This is a genomic window from Paraburkholderia sp. BR10937 (genome assembly GCF_040965695.1).
Classification (GTDB): Bacteria; Pseudomonadota; Gammaproteobacteria; order Burkholderiales; family Burkholderiaceae; genus Paraburkholderia.
On record NZ_JBFRCL010000003.1, the window covers coordinates 178,854 to 204,504 of the forward strand.

At 66.5% G+C, this 25,651-nt stretch carries 21 protein-coding genes and 1 pseudogene; 10 read left to right on the forward strand and 12 right to left on the reverse strand.

From position 1 onward, the window contains the following. Positions 1-80 precede the first annotated feature (80 nt). The 6 genes from AB4Y44_RS04265 (at position 81) to AB4Y44_RS04290 (ending at position 5,954) form a co-directional block, all read left to right on the forward strand. Positions 81-737: a chorismate lyase gene (locus tag AB4Y44_RS04265; protein WP_368698794.1), complete on the forward strand. Its 657-nt coding sequence runs from the start codon at positions 81-83 to the stop codon at positions 735-737. Positions 738-756: 19 nt separating this feature from the next. Continuing rightward, on the forward strand, positions 757-1,317 hold the full coding sequence (locus tag AB4Y44_RS04270; protein ID WP_368698795.1) for a DNA-deoxyinosine glycosylase: 561 nt from the start codon (positions 757-759) through the stop codon (positions 1,315-1,317). 264 nt (positions 1,318-1,581) lie between these two features. Beyond that, positions 1,582-2,520 (forward strand): spermidine synthase, encoded by a 939-nt coding sequence (locus AB4Y44_RS04275; protein WP_342920985.1) that lies wholly within the window; start codon positions 1,582-1,584, stop codon positions 2,518-2,520. 311 nt (positions 2,521-2,831) lie between these two features. Further along, on the forward strand, positions 2,832-3,065 hold the full coding sequence (locus AB4Y44_RS04280) for a DUF3311 domain-containing protein (protein WP_342920986.1): 234 nt from the start codon (positions 2,832-2,834) through the stop codon (positions 3,063-3,065). Continuing rightward, entirely contained in the window at positions 3,062-4,612 is a 1,551-nt protein-coding gene (gene mctP, locus AB4Y44_RS04285; protein WP_342920987.1) for a monocarboxylate uptake permease MctP, read from the forward strand. Before AB4Y44_RS04280 ends, mctP begins: the two co-directional genes overlap by 4 nt. Before the next feature lie 214 nt (positions 4,613-4,826). Next, entirely contained in the window at positions 4,827-5,954 is a 1,128-nt protein-coding gene (locus AB4Y44_RS04290) for an FUSC family protein (RefSeq protein ID WP_368698824.1), read from the forward strand. 36 nt (positions 5,955-5,990) lie between these two features. On the opposite strand, the gene AB4Y44_RS04295 is transcribed toward AB4Y44_RS04290, so the two are convergent. The 5 genes from AB4Y44_RS04295 to AB4Y44_RS04315 all read right to left on the reverse strand — a co-directional run bounded on the left by AB4Y44_RS04295 (position 5,991) and on the right by AB4Y44_RS04315 (position 11,354). Then, the gene (locus tag AB4Y44_RS04295) at positions 5,991-6,416 is read right to left on the reverse strand and encodes a VOC family protein (RefSeq protein WP_342920988.1); all 426 of its coding nucleotides are present in this window, start codon (positions 6,414-6,416) and stop codon (positions 5,991-5,993) included. A gap of 274 nt (positions 6,417-6,690) precedes the next feature. Continuing rightward, entirely contained in the window at positions 6,691-7,650 is a 960-nt protein-coding gene (gene tal / locus AB4Y44_RS04300) for a transaldolase (RefSeq protein ID WP_342920989.1), read from the reverse strand. Positions 7,651-7,956: 306 nt separating this feature from the next. After that, complete coding sequence (locus AB4Y44_RS04305; protein ID WP_368698796.1) at positions 7,957-9,183, reverse strand: benzoate/H(+) symporter BenE family transporter; 1,227 nt, start codon at positions 9,181-9,183, stop codon at positions 7,957-7,959. Between the two features lie 112 nt (positions 9,184-9,295). Beyond that, complete coding sequence (locus AB4Y44_RS04310; protein WP_133181986.1) at positions 9,296-10,468, reverse strand: VWA domain-containing protein; 1,173 nt, start codon at positions 10,466-10,468, stop codon at positions 9,296-9,298. Between the two features lie 34 nt (positions 10,469-10,502). Further along, entirely contained in the window at positions 10,503-11,354 is an 852-nt protein-coding gene (locus tag AB4Y44_RS04315) for a MoxR family ATPase (RefSeq protein WP_324159749.1), read from the reverse strand. A gap of 420 nt (positions 11,355-11,774) precedes the next feature. Here AB4Y44_RS04315 and AB4Y44_RS04320 point away from each other — a divergent pair, with 420 nt between their 5' ends. Both AB4Y44_RS04320 and AB4Y44_RS04325 read left to right on the forward strand, forming a co-directional pair. Then, positions 11,775-12,140: a c-type cytochrome gene (locus AB4Y44_RS04320; protein ID WP_069265359.1), complete on the forward strand. Its 366-nt coding sequence runs from the start codon at positions 11,775-11,777 to the stop codon at positions 12,138-12,140. Between the two features lie 18 nt (positions 12,141-12,158). Beyond that, positions 12,159-12,554, forward strand: a complete 396-nt coding sequence (locus AB4Y44_RS04325) for a cytochrome c (protein ID WP_368698797.1) — start codon at positions 12,159-12,161, stop codon at positions 12,552-12,554. Positions 12,555-12,683: 129 nt separating this feature from the next. On the opposite strand, the gene AB4Y44_RS04330 is transcribed toward AB4Y44_RS04325, so the two are convergent. The 3 genes from AB4Y44_RS04330 to rsxB form a co-directional block, all read right to left on the reverse strand. Beyond that, positions 12,684-13,118, reverse strand: a complete 435-nt coding sequence (locus AB4Y44_RS04330; protein ID WP_324141311.1) for a DUF1841 family protein — start codon at positions 13,116-13,118, stop codon at positions 12,684-12,686. A gap of 79 nt (positions 13,119-13,197) precedes the next feature. Next, the gene (gene nth / locus AB4Y44_RS04335) at positions 13,198-13,842 is read right to left on the reverse strand and encodes an endonuclease III (RefSeq protein ID WP_342920992.1); all 645 of its coding nucleotides are present in this window, start codon (positions 13,840-13,842) and stop codon (positions 13,198-13,200) included. 35 nt (positions 13,843-13,877) lie between these two features. Continuing rightward, a complete protein-coding gene (gene rsxB, locus AB4Y44_RS04340; protein ID WP_368698798.1) occupies positions 13,878-14,720 on the reverse strand; it encodes an electron transport complex subunit RsxB in 843 nt (280 codons plus the stop codon). 443 nt (positions 14,721-15,163) lie between these two features. On the opposite strand from rsxB, the gene AB4Y44_RS04345 reads away from it, so the two are divergent. Beyond that, positions 15,164-15,796 carry a TetR family transcriptional regulator gene (locus tag AB4Y44_RS04345; RefSeq protein ID WP_069265354.1) on the forward strand — a complete coding sequence of 211 codons (633 nt, stop codon included), beginning with the start codon at positions 15,164-15,166 and terminating at the stop codon, positions 15,794-15,796. Between the two features lie 203 nt (positions 15,797-15,999). On the opposite strand, the pseudogene AB4Y44_RS04350 reads toward AB4Y44_RS04345, so the two are convergent. From AB4Y44_RS04350 to AB4Y44_RS04360, 3 genes and pseudogenes are all read right to left on the reverse strand, one after another. Next, positions 16,000-17,235, reverse strand: a pseudogene (locus tag AB4Y44_RS04350) (polyhydroxyalkanoate depolymerase); the annotation flags it as partial. 306 nt (positions 17,236-17,541) lie between these two features. Beyond that, positions 17,542-19,404: a glycoside hydrolase family 15 protein gene (locus AB4Y44_RS04355; RefSeq protein ID WP_368698799.1), complete on the reverse strand. Its 1,863-nt coding sequence runs from the start codon at positions 19,402-19,404 to the stop codon at positions 17,542-17,544. A 176-nt stretch (positions 19,405-19,580) separates the two neighbouring features. Next, complete coding sequence (locus AB4Y44_RS04360) at positions 19,581-19,730, reverse strand: DUF3096 domain-containing protein (protein WP_081771773.1); 150 nt, start codon at positions 19,728-19,730, stop codon at positions 19,581-19,583. A gap of 373 nt (positions 19,731-20,103) precedes the next feature. Between AB4Y44_RS04360 and AB4Y44_RS04365 the strand changes: the two genes are divergently transcribed. Beyond that, on the forward strand, positions 20,104-21,261 hold the full coding sequence (locus tag AB4Y44_RS04365) for a lactonase family protein (RefSeq protein WP_342920995.1): 1,158 nt from the start codon (positions 20,104-20,106) through the stop codon (positions 21,259-21,261). A gap of 54 nt (positions 21,262-21,315) precedes the next feature. Here the strand turns inward: AB4Y44_RS04365 and AB4Y44_RS04370 are convergent, their stop codons facing one another. After that, positions 21,316-25,644: a DNA translocase FtsK gene (locus tag AB4Y44_RS04370; RefSeq protein WP_368698800.1), complete on the reverse strand. Its 4,329-nt coding sequence runs from the start codon at positions 25,642-25,644 to the stop codon at positions 21,316-21,318. Between the last annotated feature and the right edge of the window lie 7 nt (positions 25,645-25,651).

Below are 25,651 nucleotides of genomic sequence, written 5' to 3' on the forward strand. Positions count from 1 at the left end.
GGCTACTTGCTGCAAGGGGTTTTTCTTTTGTCCGCCCGGCTTGCAGCGAACTGAAATCCTCGCAGCCTATAATGCGCGCCATGCCTCTTCGATTCGATGCCGCTAACGCGCACTGGCGCGTCACGCCCTTGCCCGCCTTGAGCGCCGACCAGAAGGATTGGCTCACGCGCGGCGGTTCGCTCACGGCGCATTTGCGCACGCTCGGCCGCGTCGTGGTGCGGGTCACGCGCGAAGCCGTCGACATGCCCTGGTCCGATGAATGTGCCGCGCTCGGTCTGGCGCCGCGCGAGCGCGCGTGGGTGCGCGAGATCGTGCTCGAAGTCGATGGTGTGCCGTTCGTCGCCGCGCACAGCGTGACGCCACTCGCCGCGAGTCAAGGCGTGTGGCAGGCCATGCGCCGCTTGCGTACGCGGCCGCTCGCGGAACTTCTCTATAGCGATAGCGGTGTTGCGCGCTCCGCGCTCGTGAGCCGGCGCGTAAGCGCGCGGCATCCGCTCTATACACTCTCGGCGCGCGAGCTCATGCTCGAGCCGAAGCACAGACCGCATGCGTTCGTCGCGCGCCGCTCGGTATTTGAGCGCGCAGGCGCGCCGCTGCTCGTGACCGAATGCATGCTGCCCGCGCTGTGGTCGCGCCTTACTAGCGGGCCTTTGGCGCAAGAAACCGGCGTGCATCTCGGACGCGAACGCGGCCCGCTCGATCACACTGCCTCGCGCGCGCATCACGCGCCGCGTTGAACGTGCCGCATCCGCTGCCATGACCTTCAAGCGCTGCTTCGATCCCGTCGTCGATGCATGCACGCGCGTGCTCATTCTCGGCAGCTTGCCTGGCGAGGCGTCGCTCGCGCATCAGCAGTATTACGCGCATAAGCAGAACAAGTTCTGGCATCTCGTGGGCGAGGTGATCGGCGAGGATCTCGTGGCGATGGAGTACGAAGCGCGGCTGCAAGCGCTGCGTGCGCATCGCGTGGGCCTATGGGACGTCGTGGCGCAGGCGCGCCGCGAGGGCAGTCTCGATGGCGATATCCGCGACCACGAGGGCAACGATCTCGTCGCGCTTGTCGAGCGCCTGCCCGCCCTCGAAGCGATCGCGTTCAACGGCGGCACGGCGGCGCGCATCGGCGAGCGCATTCTCGGCGCGCATGCGCGGCCCATGACGATTCTGCGCCTGCCTTCCAGCAGTCCTGCGTATGCGTCGATGAACTTCGCGGCGAAACTCGTGCAATGGCGCGCATTGGCCGCGTTCACAGGCGACTCCGATGCGCCTACGAGTGCTGGCGCACACAAACCTAAGCGCGCTGCAACCTCGCCCCGCTAGCATGGTTACGCAGCACGCTGCGGCGCGCGCTCATCCCGTCGGGACACGAGACCATAATGAACAAGAAACGTCTGCCCCTGATCATTTTGCCCATGACGCACATGCCAGGCGCCTGCCCGGGCGACAGCCACTGACTCGCGCAGCGCGTGGGCGAGGCGCGCGAAGTGCCTGCCAAATCCGGCTCGAAGCGCCGCGAATGCTATGCTCTCGGTCGCCTGAGCAAATGCACCTGCATTTGCGCCCCCACAGCAAGCGATTTTCTACATGACGACTCTCATCAAGCGCGCCTCAGCCGAGGCCCGCGCATTCAAGCAAACCGGCAACGCGACGCAATCGGGCGACACCGCGAGCAAGACCGCAAAGGTGACGAAGCGCCCGCGCCGTGCCGCTGCCGCCGCTGCCGAAGAAGAACTCGACAACGCCCCGGTCATCGAAGCGCCGCGCAAGCCGCGTTTCGCGCCGGTCACGTTCTCGGAAGAGAACGGCGTGCGTTATCTGCACTTCGGCACGGAGTGGGTGCAGGGCGCGATGCGTCTGGCGAAGCCGCTGCACATCGAACTGGAATACGCGCAGCAGATGATGGCCTGGCTGCTGTTCCTCGCCACGCCAGAGCGCATCGTGCAACTGGGTCTGGGAGCCGCCGCGCTCACCAAGTTCGCGCACCGCTATCTGCGTCCCGCGAAGGTCGAGGCGATCGAACTGAATCCGGCGGTCGTGGTGGCCGCGCGCACGATGTTCGAACTGCCGTACGACGACGCGCGCCTGACCGTGCGCGAACTCGACGCGTGGGACTTCGTGCAGGACCGCGCCAATCACGGCACCATCGGCGCGCTGCAGATCGACGTGTACGATGCGACCGCGCGCGGCCCGGTGCTCGACAGTGTGGCGTTCTACCGCGCCGTGCGCGCGTGCCTGACCAATGCCGGCGTTGCGACGATCAACCTGTTCGGCGACCACCCGAGTTTCGTGCGCAACATGAAGCGCCTGAACGAAGCCTTCGAGGGCCGCGTGATCGCGTTGCCCGAAGTGCACGAAGGCAATCGCGTCGCACTTGCGTTCTCGGGCCCGGCACTCGAAGTCACCTTCGACGCGCTCGAAAAGCGCGCGCGCCTGCTCGAAAGCAAGCTCGGCCTGCCGGCGCACCAGTGGGTCAAGGCGCTGCGCGAATCGAGCGGCCAGCACGGCGCGACGTTCTCGATCTGATCCGCGCGAACGGCGGCAACGCCGTTGCAGCACAGATAACCGGCCTCAGGGCCGGTTTTTTTTCGCCTGCTCGCCCGCATAGCGCATTTCCGGGCAATTATCACGACATGGAGCAAGCCGTTGGCTCTTGACAACGTCCTCGGAATTGGGGTCCGCCCTGCTTGACCGTGCGGCGTGGCCTCGATACTCTTTTTAGCGCTTTCGGGGACCTTGCGGATTATCCGTCCGTGAGGCCATCGGCCGCCTCACGCCGGGCGGCGGACCGCAAACAAAGCAAGGCCGCATAACTACATAAGCAACGAGGAGACGTCATGGCTCACGACGCCGACGCCGGAAAACCAAGCAAGCATTGGCTTTGGCTTTTGCTGCTGCCCTGGATCGCGATGGTCTGGGTGCCGTCATACAACAGAATCGAGCCCACTCTGTGGGACTTCCCGTTTTTCTACTGGTATCAGCTTCTCTGGGTGCTGATCAGCGCAGTCATTACCGCGCTCGTCTACTTCAAGACGAAGACCCGCAAGGGCGATGAAGGGGGCGCGCAATGAACGTCACAGCAACCGTTGTGTTTGTTCTGTTCTTCCTCGGCGTCACGGTGCTCGGCTTCGTCGCCGCGCACTGGCGCAAGGGCGACCTCGCGCATCTCGAAGAGTGGGGCCTCGGCGGCCGCCGCTTCGGCACGATCGTCACCTGGTTCCTGCTCGGCGGGGACCTCTACACCGCGTACACCTTCGTCGCCGTGCCGGCGCTCGTGTTCGGTGCGGGCGCAACGGGTTTCTTCGCGCTGCCGTACACGATCCTGATCTATCCCTTCGCGTTCGTCGTGTTCCCGAAGCTCTGGGCCGTCGCGAAGCGCCACCAATACGTCACCTCGGCCGACTTCGTGAGCGCGCGCTATGGCAGCCGCCTGCTGGCGCTCGCCATCGCCGTGACGGGCATCGTCGCGACCATGCCGTATATCGCGCTGCAGCTGGTGGGTATCGAAGTGGTGATCGGCGCACTCGGCTTCGACACGACGGGCTTCGTCGGCGACCTGCCGCTCATCATCGCGTTCGCGATTCTCGCCGCCTACACGTACACGTCGGGCCTGCGCGCGCCGGCCATGATCGCCGTGGTGAAGGACATCCTCATCTACATCACGATCATCGTCGCGATCATCGTGATTCCCGCGCAGATGGGCGGCTTCGGCCACATCTTCGGCGCGGTGCCGCCGGCCAAGCTGCTGCTCAAGTCGCCGGACGCCACGAGTCTGAACGGCTATAGCGCCTACGCGACACTGGCGGTAGGGTCGGCGCTCGCGCTGTTCCTGTATCCGCACTCGGTCACGGCAATCCTGTCGTCGTCGTCGGGCAACACCATCCGCCGCAACATGGCGATGCTGCCGGCGTACTCGCTGGTGCTCGGTCTGCTCGCACTGCTCGGCTACATGGCGCTCGCCGCCGGCGTGAAGGACATGCCGGAGTTCGCGCCGTACTTCAAGGCCTTCGGTCCGAACTTCGCGGTGCCGGCGCTGTTCCTGCACTTCTTCCCGTCGTGGTTCGTGGGGGTGGCGTTCGCAGCCATCGGTATCGGCGCGCTGGTGCCCGCCGCGATCATGTCGATTGCAGCGGCCAACCTCTACACGCGCAACATCCACAAGGAGTTCATCAACCGCAACATGAATCACGAGCAGGAGACCAACATCGCCAAGCTGGTCTCGCTGATCGTGAAGGTCGGCGCGGTGGCGTTCATCCTGGGCCTGCCGCTCACGTACGCGATCCAGCTGCAGCTGCTCGGCGGTATCTGGATCATCCAGACGCTGCCCGCCATCGTGCTCGGTCTCTACACGCGCATGCTCGACTACCGCGGCCTGCTGGTGGGCTGGGCGGCCGGCATCGCCACCGGCACGTGGATGGCCATTTCGCTCAAGCTCGCAAGCTCGATCTTCACGATCCACCTGTTCGGCATGGCGATTCCGGGCTACGCCGCGGTGTGGTCGCTGATCGTGAACCTCGTGGTCTCGATCGTCGTCTCGGCGCTCGTGCATGTGGTCGGCATGCAAAAGGGCGCGGATCGCACGCGTCCGGAAGACTATCTCGACGTCGTCGAGGGCTGATCCGCTCATGCCCGGCGCATGCCGCCGGGCCAGTTTCGTACCCGATGCCCGCAACACACAGTTGCGGGCATTTGTTTTTCTGGTGCACGATGATCGCTGATCCGGCTCACGTCCAGCCCGTGCCATGGCCTCGTCCCAAACCGAATCCCGTTCCCGATCCGGGCGCAGCGGCGCGCAACGCCTGCGCCCGCGCCGCCGCTCGCGTCTCGCGCGCATGTGGCGCGCGTTGGCCTCGCCGTACTATCGCTACCGCAACGCCAAGGTGATCCACAGCGTGCGCGTGGGTCTCGCCATGCTCGCCTCGATTCTCGCCACGTCGGGCATCCATATTCCGCACGGCATCTGGGCCTCGGTCACGCTGCTCGTCGTGATCGGCGGGCTGCAGCACCAGGGCAACATCCGCAAGAAGGCCGCCGAACGCGCGCTCGGCACGCTGCTCGGCGCCGTGATCGGGCTCTTGCTCATCGTCGTGCAGGCCATTACCGGTTCCGTGGCGCTCACCTACGTGCTGATGTCGCTCGTCGCCGCCGTGTGCGGCTACTACGCCATCGGCAAGCCGGGCTATGTCGCGCTGCTGGCCGCCATCACCATGTGCATCGTCGCGGGGCACGGCGACAACCTCATCGATACGGGCCTCTGGCGCACGCTCAACGTGATCCTCGGCATCGTCATCGCGCTCGTGTTTTCGTTTGCCTTGCCGCTGCACGCGACGTATTCGTGGCGCTACAGCCTCGCCGACAATCTGCGCGACTGCGCGCGCGTCTATGCGCAGGTGGCGAACGGCGTGCACGTCGACGCCGACGAGCAGGCGCAGACCTTCATGCGCCTGAACGCACGGCTCGTGCAGCTGCGCGCGCTGATGCCCTCGGTCGCCAAGGAGATCGACGTGCCGCTCGCGCGGCTCGAACAGGTGCAGCGTCTGCATCGGTCGCTCCTGAGCGCGCTGGAGATGCTCTGTACGGGCACGGGCAGCTACGAGCAGGCGCTCGTGCGCGTGGCGTTCGCCGAGCGCAGCGAGACTGTGCGCCGGGCGCTGCTCGCCACGGCGCGGGCGCTGCGCTTTGGCGGCGGGCGTCACCCCGAGGCGGCGCAGCAGGCGCTGCGCACGGTCGCGGCGCTGGGTGAGGGCAGTGGCGAGGGCAGTGGCGAGGGCGAGCGGGCGGGCGAGCCCGTCAACGAAAGCATGCAGGGCGAGCGGCAGGGCTGCCCCGAGCCGCGGATGCAGGGGCCTTACTGGCTCAGCCTGCGTGTGGAGGAGCAGGTGGAGCGCCTGCGCGCGCTGCTCCTCGAGACCGAACCGCGCTGGAACATCGAGCGCGCCGCGACGCACCGCATGGTGTGACGCCGGGCGCGCTTCTCCAGGCGTGGCGGCGGCCGATCAGGCGGGTTGCTCGTGCGGCGCCGAGACCATCCACGGCACACCGAACTTGTCGGTCAGCATGCCGAAGCCGGGCGACCAGAAGGTCTTCTGGAACGGCATCGTGACCGTGCCGCCTTTGGCCAGCGCGTTGAAATAGCGTTCGGCCGTGCCGAGGTCGGACCCGGTCAGCGAGACGCCGAAGCCGAGGAACTTGTCGTTCTGCGTCATGCAGCCGCCGTCGGACACCATGATCTGCGCGTCGCCGATCTGGAGCGTCGCGTGCATGATCTTTTCGGCGAATTCGGGCGGCATGGGGCGCGCGGGGTCCGGCGGCGCTTCCTTGAAGCGCATCTTGATCACTTCCTTCGCGCCGAGCGCTTCGCCATAGAACGCGATCGCTTCGTCGCAGTTGCCGGGGTAAAAGAGATAGGGCTGGATTTGCATCGTCGGTTTCCTTGCGGACGGGACGTTGGCCGGCCTTTATCATGCGATTCCGTGCGAGGGTGTGCACGGGGCCGGATCGTGCGGCGGGTTGCGCCGCTGCCCTGATTCTAGGCGTGCGCGATGACGGGACCGAGCGGTGTGTCGTCAGGGATTGCGAGAGTGCAGACGGGAACGGTCGTTGCAGTCCGCGCCCTAAAACAAAGGGCCGCACATGCGCCATGTGCGGCCCTCGGTCATCGATACTGCGATGCGCGCTGCATGGCGCGCCGGCGCATTACTTCGCGCGCAGCTCTTCGATCATCTTTTCGAGCTTGATCGCGTCTGCAGCGAACGCGCGGATGCCTTCAGCGAGTTTTTCGGTCGCCATGGCGTCGTCGTTGAGCTGGAAGCGGAACGACGGCTCGTCCACGGCCACGCGCTCGATCTTCGCGTCCTTGAACGCTTCCGGCGAGAGCTTGCGCTCGACCTTCTCGTTGCTGTCGTGGAGCTTCTGCAGCAGGTCCGGGCTGATGGTGAGCAGGTCGCAGCCGGCCAGCTCGACGATCTGGCTCGTGTTGCGGAAGCTCGCGCCCATCACCTCGGTCTTGTGGCCGAACTTCTTGTAGTACGCGTAGATCTTGCGCACCGACTGCACGCCCGGGTCGTTCGCGCCGCCGTCCTTCGCGTCGTCCCAGTCGGCGCCCTTGGCCTTCTTGTACCAGTCGTAGATGCGGCCCACGAACGGCGAGATGAGCTGCGCGCCCGCTTCGGCGCAGGCGGCGGCCTGGGCGAGCGAGAACAGCAGCGTCATATTGCAGCGGATGCCGTCCTTTTGCAGCGCTTCGGCGGCGCGGATGCCTTCCCAGGTGGAGGCGAGCTTGATCAGCACGCGCTCGCGCCCGATGCCGGCCTGCTTGTACAGGTCGATGATGTGGTGCGCCTTGTCGATCGACCTTTTCGTGTCGAACGAGAGGCGCGCGTCGACTTCGGTCGAGACGCGGCCCGGAATGATCTTGAGGATTTCGGTGCCGAACGCGATCAGCAGATGGTCGATGATCGACTCGAGCGACTCGCTCGCGTGATCGCGCACGGTTTTTTCGAGCAGCGGACGGTACTCGGCTTTCTGGACCGCCTTGAGGATCAGCGACGGGTTGGTCGTGGCGTCCTGCGGCTTGTACTGCACGAATTGCTGGAAGTCGCCCGTATCGGCGACGACGGTGGTGTACTGCTTGAGCTGGTCGAGTGCGGTAGTCATGTCAGGCCTTGTGGGCGCGTGCGCGCCTGCATCGGTGAGAGTTGAACGGCCGGTGCGCTTCAGGCGTGAACCTGGGGCGCGCCGGGCGGAACCAGAAAGGCGCTGCGCCTGCCGGCACGGCCCGCACGGATTGGGCGGGAAGCCGGGTGGGGCGCATCTTGCCGCGTGTGTGGGCGCGGCTCACATCGTCATTTTATGGCGGAAACGCATGGCGTTGCGTTTCGCGCGGGCATGGGGCATGGCAAACGCGCCGCACACACCGTGCCAGCGGGGCTGGCGGGCGCACGCGGCGGCGGCTCACACGGGTCAGGCGCGCCGCGCGTTGAGCACGAACTGCGTGATGACGCCCGCCACGAGCCCCCAGAACGCCGCGCCGATGGAAAGCAGCGTGAGCCCGGAGGCCGTCACCATGAAGGTGATGAGCGCGGCTTCGCGCTCGCTGGGGTTTTGCATGGCGTTGGTGAGGCCGCTCATGATCGAGCCGAACAGCGCGAGCGCCGCGATCGACACTACGAGCGCCTGCGGGAACGCCGCGAACAGTGCCGCGATGGTCGCGCCGAAGGTGCCGGCGATCAGGTAGAAGATGCCGCACCACACGGCCGCCATGTAGCGCTTCGTGCGGTCTTCGTGGGCGTGCGGGCCGGTGCAGATCGCCGCCGTGATGGCCGCAAGGTTCACGCCGTGCGAGCCGAACGGCGCGAGCACGAGCGAGGCTATGCCCGTGGTGGCGATGAGCGGCGAGGAAGGCGCGGCCGTGTGGTCGTAGCCGTCGGCGCGCAGCACGGCGATGCCGGGCACGTTCTGCGAGGCCATCGCCACGACGAAGAGCGGGATGCCGATGCTCACCACCGCGGTGAGCGAGAACGCCGGCATCGTGAACACGGGTCTGGCCACTGCCACGCGGAAGTGGCTGAAATCGAGCAGCCCGAGCATGGCGGCGGCGGCGATGCCGATCACGAGCGTCGCGACGATCGCATAGCGCGGCACGAAGCGCTTCACGATCAGGTAGCCGAAGAACATCGTGAGCACGAGCGGCGTCTGCACCTGCGCGGCGTGGAAGATCTCGATGCCGATCTCGAACAGGATGCCCGCGAGCAGCGCCGCCGCGATGCCGGCGGGAACGCGCTTCATGAGCGTGTCGAACCAGCCGGTGAGGCCCACGGCCGTGAGCAGCACGGCGCAGACGAGATAGGCGCCGATCGCCTCGGCATACGGCACGTGCGGCAGCGAGCTGATGAGCAGCGCCGCGCCCGGCGTGGACCACGCGATCACGATGGGCGCGCGGAACCACAGCGACAGGCCGATGGTGGTCAAGGCCATGCCGATGGACAGCGCCCAGATCCACGAGGAGATCTGCGCGTCGGACAGATGCGCGGCCTGGCCAGCCTGGAACATCAGCACGAGCGAGCTGGTGTAGCCGGTCATCATCGCGACGAAGCCGGCCACGATCGTGGCGACCGAGGTGTCGGCGAAAGGCCGCAGCGGTCCCGGCCTGAATGTCGCTGGCAGGTCGGGGGAAGAGGGGGCGGTCATGCGGGTAGTCTCCAGGTTTTGCGTAGGTATGACGGCATCGGGCGGCGCGGCCTGAACACACCTCAGGCATGCGCCACCTCGAGAAAGCGGAAAAGGGCGGGAGTGCGGGCGCCTATTTGCTCAGGACGCGCATGGCCGTTTCGAGCCCGGCGACGGTGAGCGGGTACATGCGGTGGCCGAGAATCTCGCGGATGATCGACACCGACTGGCGGTACTCCCATAGTCGCTCGGGCTCGGGGTTGAGCCAGGCGAAATGCGGGAACTGGTCGGCGAGGCGGCGCAGCCACACGGCGCCCGCTTCGGGGTTGTTGTACTCGACCGAGCCGCCCGGCTGCAGGACCTCATACGGGCTCATGGTGGCGTCGCCCACGAAAATGAGCTTGTAGTCGGGTGTGAACTTGTGCAGCAGGTCCCACGTGGGCGTGCGCTCGGCGTGGCGGCGGCGGTTGTTCTTCCACAGGTGGTCGTACACGCAGTTGTGGAAGTAATAGAACTCCAGATGCTTGAACTCGGCCTTGGCGGCCGAGAACAGCTCCTCGGTGCGCTTGATGTGATCGTCCATCGAGCCGCCCACGTCGAGCAGCATCAGCACCTTCACGTTGTTGTGGCGCTCCGGCACCATCTTGAGGTCGAGCCAGCCCGCGTTCGCGGCGGTGCTGCGGATCGTGTCGCCGAGGTCGAGTTCTTCCGCCGCGCCTTCGCGCGCGAAGCGGCGCAGGCGGCGCAACGCGACCTTGATGTTGCGCGTGCCGATTTCGACCTGGTCGTCGTAGTCGCGGTACGCACGCGCGTCCCACACTTTCACTGCGCTGCGCTGGCCGCCTTCGCCGCCGATGCGGATCCCTTCGGGGTTATAGCCGCCGTGGCCGAAGGGCGACGTGCCGCCCGTGCCGATCCACTTGCTGCCGCCCTCGTGGCGCTCCTTCTGTTCTTCGAACAGCTCTTTGAGGCGCTCCATGAGCTTGTCGAGGCCGCCCATCGCTTCGATCTGCGCGCGCTGTTCGGGCGTGAAGTCGCGCTCCAGCCGCTTCTTGAGCCAGTCCTCGGGAATCTCGAAGGCGAGTTCCGACTTCTTCTCGATGCCGCGAAAATACGCGCCGAACGCCTGATCGAAGCGGTCGAAGTACTGCTCGTCCTTCACGAGCGTCATGCGCGCGAGGTAGTAGAAGTCGTCGAGCGAGGGCGCGATCACGCGCGCCTTGAGCGCTTCGACGAGCGTGAGGTACTCCTTCACGGAAACCGGCAGCTTCGCGTCGCGCAGCGTATAGAAGAAGTCGATCAGCATGCGGTGTCTCCGGCTTTCGCGCGCGGTTTTCCTGTCAACGGTTGTGGCGGTTCATGTAGATGAGGCGCTCGAACAGCGTCATGTCCTGCTCGTTCTTGAGCAACGCACCGGCGAGCGGCGGCATGGACTTCGAGCCGTCGACCGCGCGCAGCGCCGAGGGCGGGATCTCTTCGGCGAGCAGGAGCTTGAGCCAGTCGAGCAGCTCCGACGTCGACGGCTTTTTCTTCAGGCCCGCGACGTTGCGCAGTTCGAAGAAGCTTTCCATGGCCGCGTTGAGCAGTTCCTTGCGGATGCCCGGATAGTGCACCTCGACGATCCGTTGCATCGTCGCAGGATCGGGAAAGCTGATGTAGTGGAAGAAGCAGCGGCGCAGGAAAGCGTCGGGCAGCTCCTTCTCGTTGTTCGACGTGATGATGACGAGCGGACGCTGTTTCGCCTTGATGAGCTGGCGCGTCTCGTAGACGTAGAACTCCATGCGGTCGAGTTCGCGCAGCAGGTCGTTCGGGAACTCGATGTCGGCCTTGTCGATCTCGTCGATCAGCAGCACGCTTTGCTCGTCCGACTCGAACGCCTGCCACAGCACGCCCTTGACGATGTAGTTGGCGATGTCCTTCACGCGTTCGTCACCGAGCTGCGAGTCGCGCAGGCGCGAGACCGCGTCGTACTCGTAGAGCCCTTGCTGCGCCTTCGTGGTGGACTTGATGTGCCACTGCATGAGCGGCATATCCAGTGCCGCAGCCACTTCTTCGGCCAGCATGGTCTTGCCGGTGCCGGGCTCGCCCTTGATGAGCAGCGGGCGTTTCAGCGTGATCGCGGCATTGACCGCGAGCTTGAGGTCGTCGGTGGCGACGTATTGCGATGAGCCTTCGAAACGCGTGGCGCGCATGGTCAATCCGCTCGCTGGGAAAAAAATCCCAGTATAAGTCAGATGGGGTGTTGCGTCGGCGCGCCACCGCGTATCGTTGGGTCCGCTCTTTGGGGGCGCGGTCGCGAGGGCTGCCAGCCGTCTCGCGACGGCGCGCGGCGAGTCCGTTGCGCGTGCCAGGGTTCATCCGGGTTGTCTGCGGGCAAGGCGGCGCGCCAGGGCGCTGCGTGGCCGCCGCGGGCCCGTCGCGAGGCCTCGCGAGGCGCTCCGAGGCCCGCCAGGCGTGGCGCGGCCGGTGGACGGGCGGCGCGGCGTCGCGGTATACTCGGACCGATTTTTTTCGGCCTGCACGGCGACCCCAAAAGTAAAACAGCAGTAATGCGGCGCAGGCCGTGGCCTGCGGTTCGGGCGTTCGAATCCCCTCAAGCCAGGTTGGATGCTATGAAAAAAATTGTCGGCAAGCACGTCATCACGGGCGCAATCACCATGCTGGCGTGCTTCGCGGTCACGGCTCACGCGGACATCGTGGGCAACGCGAAGGCGGGTCAGGACAAGGTGGCGATGTGTATCGGCTGTCATGGTATTCCCGACTACCGCACCGCTTACCCCGAGGTCTACCACGTGCCCATTCTGGGCGGCCAGAACGCGCAGTACATTATGAACGCGTTGCTCGCCTACAAGAAGGGCGACCGGCATTTCGAGACGATGCACGCGATCGCGTCCTCGCTCACCGAACAGGACATCGCCGACATCGCGGCCTACTATGCGTCGCAAACGGCCGCGTCGAAAGACAATCCGAATAAATAACCGGCAGGTGGAGAACCCATGAACAAGCCCTACACGGCTATGCCTTCGTTTGCCGGTGCAACCATCAAGCTCGCGGGCGTCGGGCTCGCACTGGCCGCCGCGCTCGCGCTCAATCCCGCACACGCGGCCGATGCCGCCAACGGCAAGGCCCTCGCCGACAGCCACAACTGCGCGGCCTGTCACGGCCCGGGCCTGAACAAGCCCGTGAGCCCCGAATATCCGAAGCTCGCCGGCCAGCACGCCGACTACATCTACTGGGCGCTGCGCCAGTACCAGATGGGTACGAGCAATCCGCACCTCGGCCGCAACAATCCGATCATGCAGGCGCAGGTGCAGAGCCTTTCGCAGCGCGACATGAAGGATCTCGCCGCATATATCGAGTCGCTCGGCGGCGATCTCGTCAACAAGAAGTAAGCGTGAGCGCGGCGCGCGCCATGCGTGCCGCATCATGCGAAACACCCCGCGTGGGCCTCGTTTTCGGCGAGGCGTTCGCGGGGTGTTTTTTTGCGGCCTTATTGCATTCAGATGTGCTTCAGTCGCGCTTCAATCGCGTGAAGCGCGGCGCTCGATACGCATGAGATAGGCGTCGGTGTCGGGCGGCGTGTTCGTGCGTTGCGCTTCCCAGATCGTTTCGCCGAGGCATTCCATGATTGCGTGCTGCGCGTCGTGCGTGGAGCCGAGACGTGCCGCGAGCCGGTCGTGCGCGGCGCGGATGCCGGGCGGCTGGTCGATCGAAAGCTGCTCGCTGATCGCCAGATGCATCGACAGATGCAGGAACGGATTGCTCTGGCCGCGCTCGGGCGAGTAGTCCTGCGCGGCGGCCGCATCGGCATCGGTGAGTTCGGCGTGATATTCGGGGTGCTCGACGATCCAGTCGGCGGCGATCGCCTCGAGCGGCGTGAGGATTTCGCCCGCGCGCTGCTTGCGCCAGGTCTCGGTGAAAAAGCGGCGGACTTCGTCGCGGCTGGGATTGAACATCGTGAGTCGGTGAGTAGGGGTGAGGCGTCGCGCTGCGACGCCTGGATCGATCATTTTACGCCGGGGCGCGCGCGCTCGCTCAGAGCTCCGGCGGTGGCGTCTTCGGCTTGAACTCGCACAGCGGCTCGATCACGCAATGCCAGCATTCGGGCCGGCGCGCCTTGCATACATAGCGGCCGTGCAGGATGAGCCAGTGATGCGCGTCCTGGCGGAACTCGGGCGGCGTGAATTTTTCGAGCGCGAGTTCGACGGCGCGCACGTCCTTGCCGGGCGCGAGTCCCGTTCGGTTCGCAACCCGAAAGATATGCGTGTCGACCGCGATGGTCGGTTGGCCGAACGCCGTGTTGAGCACCACGTTCGCGGTCTTGCGTCCAACGCCGGGTAGGGCTTCCAGCGCCTCGCGCGCGGGCGGGACCTCGCTGCCGTATTGCTCGATGAGAATGCGGCACGTCGCAATGACGTTCTTGGCCTTGGTGCGATAGAGGCCGATCGTCTTGATGTAATCGGCCACCCCTTCCTCGCCCAGCGCGAGCACCGTTTCCGGCGTGTTGGCGACCGGAAACATCCGGCGCATGGCCTTGTTCACCGAAACGTCGGTGGCCTGCGCCGAGAGCATCACGGCGATCAGGAGTTCGAACGGCGTGTTGAATTCCAGCTCGGTAGTGGGATGCGGATTGAGGCTTTGCAGCGTTTCGTAGATGGCGCGGCGCTTGGTGGCATTCATGCTCGTTGTGCGTGGGGCCGTTGCGTTGCGGAGCGCTATTGCGCGGATTTGTCGTCGGGCTTCGAGTCCGATGTATTCGACTCGATACCGATGCGCTTGCGGCGCGCCTCGGCCTCGTCGATCTGCGCCTGCACATCGGCGCTCACGTGTTCGACGTTGCGCGGTCCCACACCCTGTTCGGCCAGTTCCGCCTTCTTGCGGCGCGCACGTTCGAGCGCGGCCTGGATGATCGCTTTCTTCTTCGCTTCGGCGTCGTCGGCGGGGGGGCTTGCGGGTGGCGTGGCGGCGTCTTGCGGCGCTTGCGGTGCGTGGGCCTGCGGCGCGCTCGTGGCGGCGCGGCGTGCGGCGGCGCGCGCCTCGGCCGCATTGCGTTCGGCGGCCTGACGCGCGGCGCGCCGGTCATGCCGCACGCGGGCTTCGTCGGCCTGCTGCTGTGTCCATGCGTCCCAGCCGGTCGCCTCGCCCGTAACGGGAATCATTGCGATGCAGTCGACCGGGCAGGGCGCGACGCACAGGTCGCACCCCGTGCACTGATCCTTGACGATGGTGTGCATCTGCTTGGGCGCACCCACGATCGCGTCGACGGGGCACGCCTGCATGCACAGCGTGCAGCCGATGCACAGTTGTTCGTCGATGAACGCCACGGGACGTGGACGCTCCACGCCGTTGTCCGGATTGATCGGGATGACGGGTTTGCCGAGCAGCGTCGCGAGACGCTCGACGCCTACCAGGCCGCCGGGCGGGCACTGGTTGTAGTTGGCGGTGCCGGCGGCGACGGCTTCGGCATAGGGCCGGCAGCCGTCATAGCCGCACTTCGTGCATTGGGTCTGGGGCAGCAGATCTTCGATGCGATCTGCGAGTGTTTTGGGATCGTTCACGTTCGCTACATCGGGGCGGGGCGGGCGGTGGCGTGACCTTGCGGCGCAGGGTTTCGCACCGGGTCTCAAGGCGCGCACATGCACAGCGCCAAAGCCTGCATTATCGCCGATTTCCCGCATTGCCATCGGCGGGCCATGTGCCATAATCAAAGCGCTTAATGCGAAGCACCGTGCAGTCCAGGGGAAATCAATAGACGTAAGCGGTACATGTCGGGCACGGCAGGCAACGTGCTTCGCAGGAGGCGGACAGGGGGAAGAACGATGTCGGCTCGCAACGACATCAAACAAACAAGAAGGAACGCAAGACCGTAGGTCGGAGGGTGTCTGTCCATTAACCTGGCGCGCCCCGCACAACGTTGTCGATACCAGGGCGAGGAGAGGCCCGGCGCAGTATTGCCCGACAACGCAAACCGGACAACGCGGCTTAACGAGATCCTGCCACCATGAATCAGCCAAAAATCAAAAGAGATCCTGAAGGCACACGCCGCCGCATTCTGCTCGCCGCGGCGGAAGAATTCGCCAATGGCGGCCTGTTCGGCGCACGCGTCGACCAGATCGCGCGACGCGCGGAAACCAATGAGCGCATGCTCTATTACTACTTCGGCAGCAAGGAGCAACTATTCACGGCGGTCCTCGAGCATGCATTCGGCGCGCTCAATGAGGCCGAGCGCGCGCTCGATCTCTCGGGGCTCGCACCCGTCGAGGCGATCACGCGCCTCGCGCATTTCGTGTGGGACTACTATCGCGACAATCCCGAACTGCTGAGGCTCGTGAACAACGAGAATCTGCACGAGGCGCGATATATGCAGAAGTCCACACGAATTCGCGAGATGATCTCGCCGATCGTGGCGACGCTCGGTTCGATTCTCACGCGCGGTGAATCTGCGGGACTGTTCCGCCCGAGCATCGATCCGTTGCGCCTCTATGTGACGCTGTCGGGCATGGGCTACTACATCGTCTCGAACCGCTACACGCTCAACGCCACGCTCGGTCGCGACTTCAGCACGACGGCCGAACGCGCGGAAGTCATTCAGCTCAACACGGAGATGCTGCTCGCGTATCTCATGCGCAAATAGCGCACGACTCGCACGCGGCAAATTCGCGAAGCCGTTTCACGCTCCACAAACGCCGCGCGCCGTCCTGGGACGGCGCGCGGATTGTGCTGCTGGTGCGGTCTGCGTGCGCTCGAGTGAAGCGCAAGGCTTGGTCAGGCGACAGCGCCCTGTGCCGCGCGGCCGCGGGCAGACGCTTCCTTGCCCGTGTGGCTGGCAGCCTGCTGGTGCTGGCGGATGAAATCGCGCAGTTGCGGATAGATGATCGTGCGCCAGCGGCGGCCCGAGAAGATGCCGTAGTGGCCGCATTTCTCGGCGGTCAGATGATGCTTGTTCGCCTCGGGAATGCCCGTGCACAGATCGTGCGCGGCGCGCGTCTGGCCTGCGCCCGAAATGTCGTCGAGCTCGCCTTCGATCGTGAAGAGCGCCGTGTCGCGAATGTCCTGCGGGCGCACGCGTTCGCCGGCCACGTCCCACGTGCCTTCAGCGAGGCTGAAATCCTGGAACACGGTGCGGATGGTCTCGAGGTAATACTCGGCGGCCATGTCGAGCACCGCGTTGTATTCGTCGTAGAACTGGCGATGTGCTTCGGCGTCCTCTTCGTCGCCGCGCAGCAGGCTCTTGTAGAAGTCCCAGTGCGCCGTGGTGTGGCGGCCCGGATTCATCGCGACGAAACCCGCGTGCTGCAGGAAGCCCGGATACACCTCGCGGCCTTCGCCCGGATAGTTCGCCGGCACGGGGTGGATCACGTTGTTCGCAAACCAGTCGAGCGAATGCTCGGTGGCGAGCGAGTTGACTGCGGTGGGGCTGCGGCGCGCGTCGATCGGGCCGCCCATCATCGTCATCGTGAGCGGGGTGTCCTCGCCGCGGCTCGCCATCAGCGAGATGGCCGCGAGCACGGGCACCGTGGGCTGGCAAACCGACAGCACGTGCAGATTCTTCGCGCCGATATGGCGGATGAATTCCTGGATATACGCCACGTAGTCGTCGAGATGGAACGGACCGGCTTCGAGCGGCACCATGCGCGCGTCGACCCAGTCGGTGATGTACACCTTGTGGTCCTGCAGCAGCGTGCGCACGGTGTCGCGCAGGAGCGTGGCGTGGTGGCCGGAGAGCGGCGCGCACACGAGCACGGCCGGCTCGTCCTTGAGCGCGGCCACGGCGCCGGTGTCGTCGGCGTAGCGCTTGAAGCGCAGCAGGCGGCAAAACGGCTTCTCGATGATGGTCTGCTCGACGATCGGAATATTGAAGCCGTCCTTCACGATCTGGCGAAGGTTGAACTCGGGCTTCTCGTAGTCCTTCCCAAGGCGATAGAGCAGTTCGTAGCCTGCGGCGAAGCGCGTGGCGCCCGGCACGAGTGAAAACGGGCTCGTCGGATTCGAGAACGATTTCGAGGCGGCCTGGGCCCAGGCGGTCAGCGGGCTGAGCAATGCACGCTGGAATTCACGGATTTGATAGAGCATGGGCGCTCCGGCATCTTCAAGGAGCGGTTCGCACCCGGGTCGCGCGCGGGTGAGGCGCGGAGCAGATGCGGGCCGGCAAGGTTGGTCGGTCAGTCAGGTTGTTTATCGGCCGCCGCCCGGAGGGCTTTAGCGCGGACAGACCCGCAGGCGTCTCGCGGCTTGTGGCTGCGAGCGCGCTGCAAGGCGGTACACGCGTTTCGCCCCGTTGCCAGGCGGCGCGGGCGGTACTGTTCCGCCCGGTTGTTGTGCAACGCAGCATCCCTAGTGTACCCCAGCCCGCGAAAACGTCCAGGCGCTTTCGAACATTCACGATGCGGATACAACAGCTGGCTCAGCCGACGCCCCGCCGACCGCGGGGTGCCCCGTCTCCTTCGCCATTTCCTGTTCGTGCCGCATGAGGTTCAGGCCCGTATGCACGAGCGCCACATGCGAGAACGCCTGCGGGAAGTTGCCGACCAGACGCCCCGCAATGGGGTCATATTCCTCGGCGAGCAATCCCACGTCGTTGGCGAGCGAAAGCAGGCGCTCGTACATGCGGCGTGCGTCGTCCATGCGGCCTTGCAGGGCCAGGTTGTCGACCATCCAGAAGCTGCACGCAAGGAAGGTGCCTTCCCCCGGCGGCAGTCCATCGTTGAATTCGGTGGTGCGGTAACGCATCACAAAACCTTCACACATGAGATCGCGCTCGATCGCCGCGACCGTGCCGGCGATGCGGGGATCTGCCGCGGGCAGGAAGCCGACCAGCGGCATGAGAAGCAGGCTCGCGTCGAGATCGGTGCCGCCGTAGATCTGCGTAAAGGAATTCAGATTCTCGTTGAAGCTGCGCTCGCAAATGGTCGCGTGGATCGTCGAGCGCAGTTCGCGCCAGTGATCGAGCGGCCCGGGCAGCTCGAATTTTTCCGCCGACTTGATGGCGCGGTCGAAGGCGACCCACGCCATCACCTTAGAGAAGGTGAAATGCTGGCGGCCGCCGCGCGTTTCCCAGATGCCCTCATCGGGCTTGGTCCAGATCGTTTCCAGGTGCTCGAGCATCGCGCACTGGATCGACCATGCGGTGTCGTCGGCCTGCAGGCCGCCCACGCGCGCGAGGTGCAGCGCGTTCATCACTTCGCCGTACACGTCGAGCTGCAGCTGGCCGACCGCGTTGTTGCCCACGCGCACCGGTTTCGCGCCTTCGTAGCCGGGCAGCCAGTCGAGTTCGAATTCGGGCAGACGGCGCTCGCCGGCGAGCCCGTACATGATCTGCAGCTGCGAGGGCGAGCCCGCCATCACACGGCCCAGCCACGCGCGCCAGGCGCGGGCTTCGTCGTAGTAGCCGCCGCGCATCATCGCGAGCAGCGTGATGGTCGCGTCGCGCAGCCAGCAGTAGCGGTAGTCCCAGTTGCGCGTGCCGCCCAGCTGCTCGGGCAGCGACGTGGTGGGTGCCGCGACGATCCCGCCGGTGGGCTCGTAGGCCAGCGCCTTGAGCGTGATGAGCGAGCGGCGGATGGGTTCGGCCCAGCGGCCTTCCACGGTGCTGCGCGAGGCCCATTCGGTCCAGAAGTTCTCCGTGCGCGCAAGCGCCGTGAACGGGTCGCGCGGCGGCGGCAGTCGCAGGTGCGAGGCCGCATACGAAAGCGAGAACGGCACGCGCTCGCCTTCCTTCAGGTCGAATTGCGCCACCGTGTGCATGTTCTCGCCCTGGAGGTCCACGGGCGTGCGCAGCACGACCGTGTCGGGGCCCACCGTGGCCTTGATGCCGCTCTCGTAGGTGAGGCGGCTCACCCACGGCACCGAAAAGCCGTAGTCGAAGCGCAGCACGAGCTGGCTTTCCATGCGCACGGTGCCGCGCCGGCCTACCACGATGCGCACGAGTTCGGACCAGCCGTTGCCGGGCGGCATGAAGTCGATGAGCGTCACCGCGCCTTCGGGCGTTTCGAAGTCGGTTTCGAGGATCAGCGTGTCGCCGCGATAGCGGCGCGTGGTCTTGATCTCGACTTTCGCGCCATCTTCGGGCTGCGCGGGCGCGATGAGCCAGCGGCCGTTCTCCTCCGTGCCGAGGAGGGCGGCGAAGCAGGCGCCGGAGTCGAAGCGCGGCCAGCAGAGCCAGTCGATGGATCCGGCGCGGGAAACGAGCGCGGCCGTGTGGCCGTCGCCGATCAATGCGTAGTCTTCAATGGGTGCGGGCATAGTAAGCAGATTGACAGCGTTGCTCGAAAACGAAAGCCGCTTGCCGCAGCGGTGCGGCATGCACGCACAAGAGTAGTGGCAGCGGGGCCGCCTGCGCAATGCGTTTTGCGCAGCAGCACGCGCAACTACTCATCTCGCCTGCGTCAACAAACGCCGCCGGGCGTGACCTGAGCGGGTCACAGATGCCCGCCCACGCCGAACAGCCCAATGACCCCGATGATGATCAGATACAGCGCGACGATGTAATTGAGCAGACGCGGCACGGCAAGAATCAGAATGCCTGCGATGAGCGCGACGAGCGGCCCGATGGCGACGTGAATGTTCATGACGGCTCCCTGGTGGCGGCGGGTTTCGAACCTTTGCGTTGATGCCCTGGTTGCTTGTTGTTGCTTCGACTTTGGTCTGGACTCGTCGCTGCGCGCTTGCGGGGCGGGCGCTCGCGACCTCTCCTATACTGGGCCGGTGTCCCAGTTATCAGACGAAAGCGGGACGCATACGGTCGGTATGGCGACGAGGGCCGACCCGCTCCCCTGGATCGACAAGAAAAAGGAGGTCGACATGTTCCTTCGCCGTGCCGCCGCAAACGCCGTGCCCAAGCCCTCCCGCTCATCCGCCGATTCAGGTAGCCTTTCCCGGTCGCGCCGGACTGAGCGCCGACCCGCGCATCTCCTCACCCAGCTCGTCAAAGGTGTTGTCATTATGGCTTCCGTCGCCGCGACGCACGCGTTCGCGCAATCCGCTTCCACGACCGCGCCCGCGGGCGGCGTCTACAACCTGATCGTCGGCACCTATACGGGCGGCAAGAGCGAGGGCCTCTACGTCTACCACTTCGATACGCAGACGGGCGACATGCAGCCGGTCGGCGTGGCGAAGACGGTGAACCCGTCGTTTCTCGTGGTGAGCAAGGACAACCGCTTCGTCTATGCGGTGAACGAGCTGCCGGGCGACAACGGTCCCGCCAGCCTGCGCGGCGACGTGAGCGCATTCGGCTTCGATGCCGCAAGCGGTCAGCTCACGTTTCTCAACAAGGTGTCCGCGCAGGGCAACGATCCGTGCTATCTGAGCCTCTCGCCGGACGGGCGCTATCTCTTCGTGGCGAACTACTCGGTTGCGGCCGACCCGGGCGGCAGCTTCGCAGTCCTGCCCGTGCAGCAGGACGGCAAGCTGGGCGAGGCCGTGCTCACCGTGCACCACGAGGGCGGCGGCCCCGTGAAGGGACGTCAGGACAACGCGCACGTGCACTCGACGGTGTTTTCGCCGGACGGGCACTATCTCTTCACCCAGGATCTCGGCACCGACAAGCTCTGGACCTATCTCTATACGCCGGACGGCAGCCGCGGCCTCGTGAGCCCCACCGAGTGGCGTTATACCGATGTGAAGTCAGGCAGTGGTCCGCGTCACCTGATCTTCGGCAATGACGGGCGTCACGCGTATCTCACGAGCGAACTGGCCGCCACCGTGACGGTGTTTGCGTATCACGATGGCCACATGAAGCTGGAACAAGTGGAGAAGCTCGCGGAGCCGGGCTTCAAGGGAACCCAGGGCGCGGCAGCGCTCCATCTGTCGCCGGACGGCAAGTTCCTCTACGTTTCCAATCGCGGCGACGCCAACGACATCTCGATCTTTGCCGTCGATGGCGACAGCGGCAAGCTCCGGCGCGTGGGGCGCCAGTCGAGCCTCGGCAAGTCGCCGCGCGAGTTCGCGATCGATCCGACCGGGCAGTGGCTGATCGTCGGCAACCAGAACAGCGATACCGCCTACGTGTTCCGCCGCGATCAGCAGACGGGTCTGCTCGAGCCGGACCCGAAGCGCATCGAGATCGGCTCGCCGGTCGATTTCAAGTTCGTTGCGCAATAGTCGAGCAATAGCGTCTCGAGATGACGAGAGAAGGCGCGCGGCGCGCCTTCTTCCTTACTCGCCCTGGGCGCCGCCGGGCACGAGCACTTCGCGGCTGCCGTTGATGCCCATCGGCGAAACGAGTCCCGCCGTTTCCATCTGTTCGACCAGACGCGCGGCGCGGTTGTAGCCGATGCGCAGTTGCCGCTGCACCGACGAGATCGACGCGCGCCGCGTGCGCACGACGAACGCGACGGCCTCGTCGTAGAGCGGGTCGGCTTCGGCGTCGGGCGAGTCGCCGAACAGGTCCTGCGGTGCGCCTTCGGCAGCCGGCCCGTCGAGAATGCCTTCGACGTACTCGGGCTCGCCGAACTGCTTCAGATACTCCACCACGGCGTGCACTTCCTCGTCGGCGACGAACGCGCCGTGCACGCGCTGCGGGTAGCCCGTGCCCGGTGGCAGGAACAGCATGTCGCCCTGGCCGAGCAGCGACTCGGCGCCCATCTGGTCGAGAATCGTGCGCGAGTCGATCTTCGACGACACCTGGAACGCCACCCGCGTCGGAATATTCGCCTTGATGAGACCGGTGATGACGTCCACCGAAGGACGCTGGGTCGCGAGAATCAGGTGAATGCCGGCGGCGCGTGCCTTTTGTGCGAGACGCGCGATCAATTCTTCGATCTTCTTGCCCGCAACCATCATGAGGTCGGCGAGTTCGTCGATCACGACCACGATCATCGGCAGCGGCGAGAGCGGCTCGGGGGCTTCCGGCGTGAGCGAGAACGGGTTGCCGATCTTCTTTTCGTGCGCTTCGGCGTCGCGGATCTTCTGGTTGAAGCCCGCGAGATTGCGCACGCCCACTGCCGACATCAGCCGGTAGCGCTTCTCCATCTCGCCCACACACCAGTTGAGCGCGTTGGCGGCGAGCTTCATGTCGGTCACGACCGGCGCGAGCAGATGCGGAATGCCTTCGTAGACGGACAATTCGAGCATCTTCGGGTCGATCATGATGAGCCGCACGTCCTCGGGCGTCGCCTTGTAGAGGAGCGAGAGGATCATCGCGTTGATCGCGACCGACTTGCCCGAACCGGTCGTGCCCGCCACGAGCATGTGCGGCGCCTTGGCGAGATCGGTGACGATCGGATGGCCGACGATGTCCTTGCCCATCGCGATCGTGAGCTTCGACTGCGAGCGATGGTAGGGCGCCGATTCGAGGATCTCCGAGAGGCGGATCATCTGGCGGCGCGCATTCGGCAGTTCCAGGCCCATGCAGGTCTTGCCGGGGATCGTCTCGACCACGCGGATCGACGTGAGGCCGAGGCCGCGCGAGAGATCCTTCATGAGGCCGACGATCTGGCTGCCGCGCACGCCGAGCGCGGGTTCCACTTCGAAGCGCGTGATGACCGGGCCCGCCGAGGCGCCGACCACCGTCACGGGGACCTTGAACTCCTGGAGACGCTGCTCGATGAGCTGGCTCGTCTCGGCGAGCTTCTGCTCGGAAACAGGCTCGATCTCGGACGATGCGCGTTCGAGCAGATCGAGGCCCGGCAGTTCCACCGCCGATGCGCTGAGCGGCTCGAACGCGAAGGACGTGGGCGCGTGGCCGCGCACGGGAGCGCGCTGGACTGCGGGCTCGGGGGCTTCGACCCGTTCGGGTGCTTCGATGGCTTCGGGTGCTTCGGATGCGGACTCGAAGTCGGGGCTCGCGGCGCCGGGATCGGTCGCGATGGCGGGGTAGGGCGTTGCGATCGGTATGGCAACCGGCGTCGCGGGCTGCGACGGAGTCGGCGTGAGCGTGGCCTCGGCAACTGCAGGACGGCTTTCCGGCTGCGATTCGGCAACCCATGGCGGAGTTGCTGTGTGTGCGGGCGCTTGCACTGCGGGCAGGGGCGTCGCGTCAAAAGCCGTTGTCTGGGTCGGCGGCGCGCCAGGTGCCGGCAACGCCTCGGCGGCTTCGCTCGCAACGCCTTGCGCTTCATCCATCGACGCGGGGTAAGCATCGACGCCGGCGGATTCGCTACGCGCGACGGGCGCGAAAGACTCGCCCGCCTTCTGCTCCGCCAATTGCGAAGGCGTTGTGTCGAACGGCGTCTCGGGAGCCGCATGTGCAGGCGCGGGCGCGACATGGGCAGGCGTCGCGGCGGTGTCGGGTTGCGCGTCGCGTGCGAAGCGGGGGAAGTGCACGATGTTCGACGCGGCCGCTGTGTCGAGCGGGTCGTGTGCTTCGTGCGCATCGTGCGCATCGTGCGATTCGGCCGGAGCGGGTTGCTCGGCCTGCGCGCTTGCCGCGACCGGCGTTTGCGTCGCTGCGGGCACTGGCACTGGCGCCGGTGCCACAACGGGAGAAACCTCTGCGGGCGCAGGCACCTGCTCCTGCACCGTCGACGGGCTGAACGTGAAGAACGGTTCGGCGGCGTGCGTCTCGGCGGGGGCGGTGGACGGTTCGTCGTCGAGCAGGATCCACGGCATGCCGTGATCGAGCGTTGGCCACGCCGAGGGCGTTGCGGCTTCTTCCGCCGCAGCTTGCACCGGCTCGACATGCGTTGCCTCGCTCGAGGCGCCTTGCGCGGCTTCTTCCACGTACGCAGCCATCGGTTGCCAGGCAGTCGGCGCAGCCGTATGGCCGGCGCTGACCGGATTCGGCTCGAACGATGCCGGGTTCTGAGCCGCGGCAGGGTAGGGGGCAGCGGACGTCGCGCCTGGCGTCGTGTCGCCCGGTTGCGCCGAGGCGTGCGTTTCCACGAACGACTGCACCCCCGGGATTGGCGAACCGTAATCGCCGTCCGGCTGCGTGACCGGAGCGGACGTCGCGTCCAGCGACCCGGCCGACGGCATCACCGGGAGCGCCGCCGTCGCGATGTCCGGCGATGCGCTCGGGAATTGCGCGTGCGTCTGTTCCTCGCCCGTGAGCGCACCCGCTTCGTCCAGGGTGCGGCGTGCGAGGCTCGCGCCGGCGAGCGTGGTCCAGCGCGCGGCGTTCTCTTCGATCGAGCGCAACGTTTCGAGCACGCTCGTCGAGAGCGGCGCCTCCGCCTGCGGCGTGCTGGTGGGCGCGGGGCGTGAGTAGGCCGGCGTTGCGGGCGGCGTTTCTGCCGGATGCGAGCCGAACGGCGCCGTGCGCGGCGCACTCATGGGCGGGCGAGGGTTCACGCGCGCGGGTTGCCCCTGCCAGACGTACGGTTTCGGCGGCTTCGCGACGCGCGGCGGCGCGGCGGCCGCGGCGCGCGCGGCCGTGCTACCCGCCGCGGGCGGCGGCGCCGTGCGGCGCGGCATGACGGGTTGCGCGAACGGCGAAGTCAGCGGATCGAGCGGCGCCGGTGTCGTGCCGAACGCGGCACTACGCGCGGCGGCCGCGGCCGCGGCGGCACCGGCCGCGAGCGGCGCGCCATGCACCGCCGCCGCCGAAGCTGCGCGCGCACCCGCGCCCGTCATCGCGGCGGCCATGGCCGGTCGCGTGTGAGCCGTTTCCGCCCGCCACGGCGCATTGGGTTGCGCGGGGACGCCCTGGACCCCATGCGCAGGCGCCACGTCCTGCACGGCGCTCGCACCGCGCACCGGCTGGCGGCGCGTTTCGCCGAGCGGCGCGGCCGGCGGCAACGGCGCGCGCGGCGGCTCCATCGGGGCTCGCGACGCACCCGCAGGCGGCGTTGGCACCGGCGCACGCGTGCCGCGCAGCCAGTCGGCGGCCGCGGTCGGTTCGGTGCGCGCCCATGCTGCGGAAGGATCGGCGGCACCACGGAAGCCCGGTTCGGCACGCCACGAACCCGCATCCGCAAACGCGTCCTGTGCGGTGGCGGCGGCCGACGCCGCGCCGAATCCCGTGGCCATCGCGCCGGCTGCGCGCAGGTTGTCGCGACCCTCGCGCACGTCGCGCGCCGGCGGGCGCCAGATCGTCGGCCGTTTGCGTCGCGCGCCGTCGCCGGGTATCGGCGGATTGAAGGTGGCGGCGCTATGCGCGGGCAGTCCTTCTTCGGCCGCGGCGCGGCGGCTGCGGCGTTCGCGGCGCGGGCTGTCTTCGGTGTCGCGCGCGGCGCGGATGTTCAGGCCGAGCCCGAGCGAGATGTCGGCCCACGCGAGGAATTCGCGCCAATGGAAGTCGAGCAGCCACGGCAAGCTCACGAGGAGGAGCGCCGTCATCGCGAGCGGCGCGGCCACGTGGCCGATGAGCTTGCCGAGCCCGCCCGCAAGCGCGTGGCCGAGCGCGTTGAAACCGGCGATGTCGATGAGCGTCGCCTCGAGCGCGCAGCTCGCCACGAGCACGCCGACGAAGCCGAGCCAGAGCCGGATTGTGCCCGGGCCGCGCAGGCCCGCGCCGCCCGGCAGCACGGACTTGACGAGACGCCAGATCAGAGGGATGAACCAGACGGCCGAAACGCCGAACCAGCCAGGAACTACCGTGTGCATGCCAAAG

What these genes read in the sequence shown, in the direction of transcription:
- AB4Y44_RS04265 (WP_368698794.1), top strand. Translation starts at nt 81, where the DNA reads ATGCCTCTTCGATTCGATGCCGCTAACGCGCACTGGCGCGTCACGCCC.
- AB4Y44_RS04270 (WP_368698795.1), top strand. Translation starts at nt 757, where the DNA reads ATGACCTTCAAGCGCTGCTTCGATCCCGTCGTCGATGCATGCACGCGC.
- AB4Y44_RS04275 (WP_342920985.1), top strand. Translation starts at nt 1,582, where the DNA reads ATGACGACTCTCATCAAGCGCGCCTCAGCCGAGGCCCGCGCATTCAAG.
- AB4Y44_RS04280 (WP_342920986.1), top strand. Translation starts at nt 2,832, where the DNA reads ATGGCTCACGACGCCGACGCCGGAAAACCAAGCAAGCATTGGCTTTGG.
- mctP (WP_342920987.1), top strand. Translation starts at nt 3,062, where the DNA reads ATGAACGTCACAGCAACCGTTGTGTTTGTTCTGTTCTTCCTCGGCGTC.
- AB4Y44_RS04290 (WP_368698824.1), top strand. Translation starts at nt 4,827, where the DNA reads ATGTGGCGCGCGTTGGCCTCGCCGTACTATCGCTACCGCAACGCCAAG.
- AB4Y44_RS04295 (WP_342920988.1), bottom strand. Translation starts at nt 6,416, where the DNA reads ATGCAAATCCAGCCCTATCTCTTTTACCCCGGCAACTGCGACGAAGCG.
- tal (WP_342920989.1), bottom strand. Translation starts at nt 7,650, where the DNA reads ATGACTACCGCACTCGACCAGCTCAAGCAGTACACCACCGTCGTCGCC.
- AB4Y44_RS04305 (WP_368698796.1), bottom strand. Translation starts at nt 9,183, where the DNA reads ATGACCGCCCCCTCTTCCCCCGACCTGCCAGCGACATTCAGGCCGGGA.
- AB4Y44_RS04310 (WP_133181986.1), bottom strand. Translation starts at nt 10,468, where the DNA reads ATGCTGATCGACTTCTTCTATACGCTGCGCGACGCGAAGCTGCCGGTT.
- AB4Y44_RS04315 (WP_324159749.1), bottom strand. Translation starts at nt 11,354, where the DNA reads ATGCGCGCCACGCGTTTCGAAGGCTCATCGCAATACGTCGCCACCGAC.
- AB4Y44_RS04320 (WP_069265359.1), top strand. Translation starts at nt 11,775, where the DNA reads ATGAAAAAAATTGTCGGCAAGCACGTCATCACGGGCGCAATCACCATG.
- AB4Y44_RS04325 (WP_368698797.1), top strand. Translation starts at nt 12,159, where the DNA reads ATGAACAAGCCCTACACGGCTATGCCTTCGTTTGCCGGTGCAACCATC.
- AB4Y44_RS04330 (WP_324141311.1), bottom strand. Translation starts at nt 13,118, where the DNA reads ATGTTCAATCCCAGCCGCGACGAAGTCCGCCGCTTTTTCACCGAGACC.
- nth (WP_342920992.1), bottom strand. Translation starts at nt 13,842, where the DNA reads ATGAATGCCACCAAGCGCCGCGCCATCTACGAAACGCTGCAAAGCCTC.
- AB4Y44_RS04345 (WP_069265354.1), top strand. Translation starts at nt 15,164, where the DNA reads ATGAATCAGCCAAAAATCAAAAGAGATCCTGAAGGCACACGCCGCCGC.
- AB4Y44_RS04355 (WP_368698799.1), bottom strand. Translation starts at nt 19,404, where the DNA reads ATGCCCGCACCCATTGAAGACTACGCATTGATCGGCGACGGCCACACG.
- AB4Y44_RS04360 (WP_081771773.1), bottom strand. Translation starts at nt 19,730, where the DNA reads ATGAACATTCACGTCGCCATCGGGCCGCTCGTCGCGCTCATCGCAGGC.
- AB4Y44_RS04365 (WP_342920995.1), top strand. Translation starts at nt 20,104, where the DNA reads ATGGCTTCCGTCGCCGCGACGCACGCGTTCGCGCAATCCGCTTCCACG.
- AB4Y44_RS04370 (WP_368698800.1), bottom strand. Translation starts at nt 25,644, where the DNA reads ATGCACACGGTAGTTCCTGGCTGGTTCGGCGTTTCGGCCGTCTGGTTC.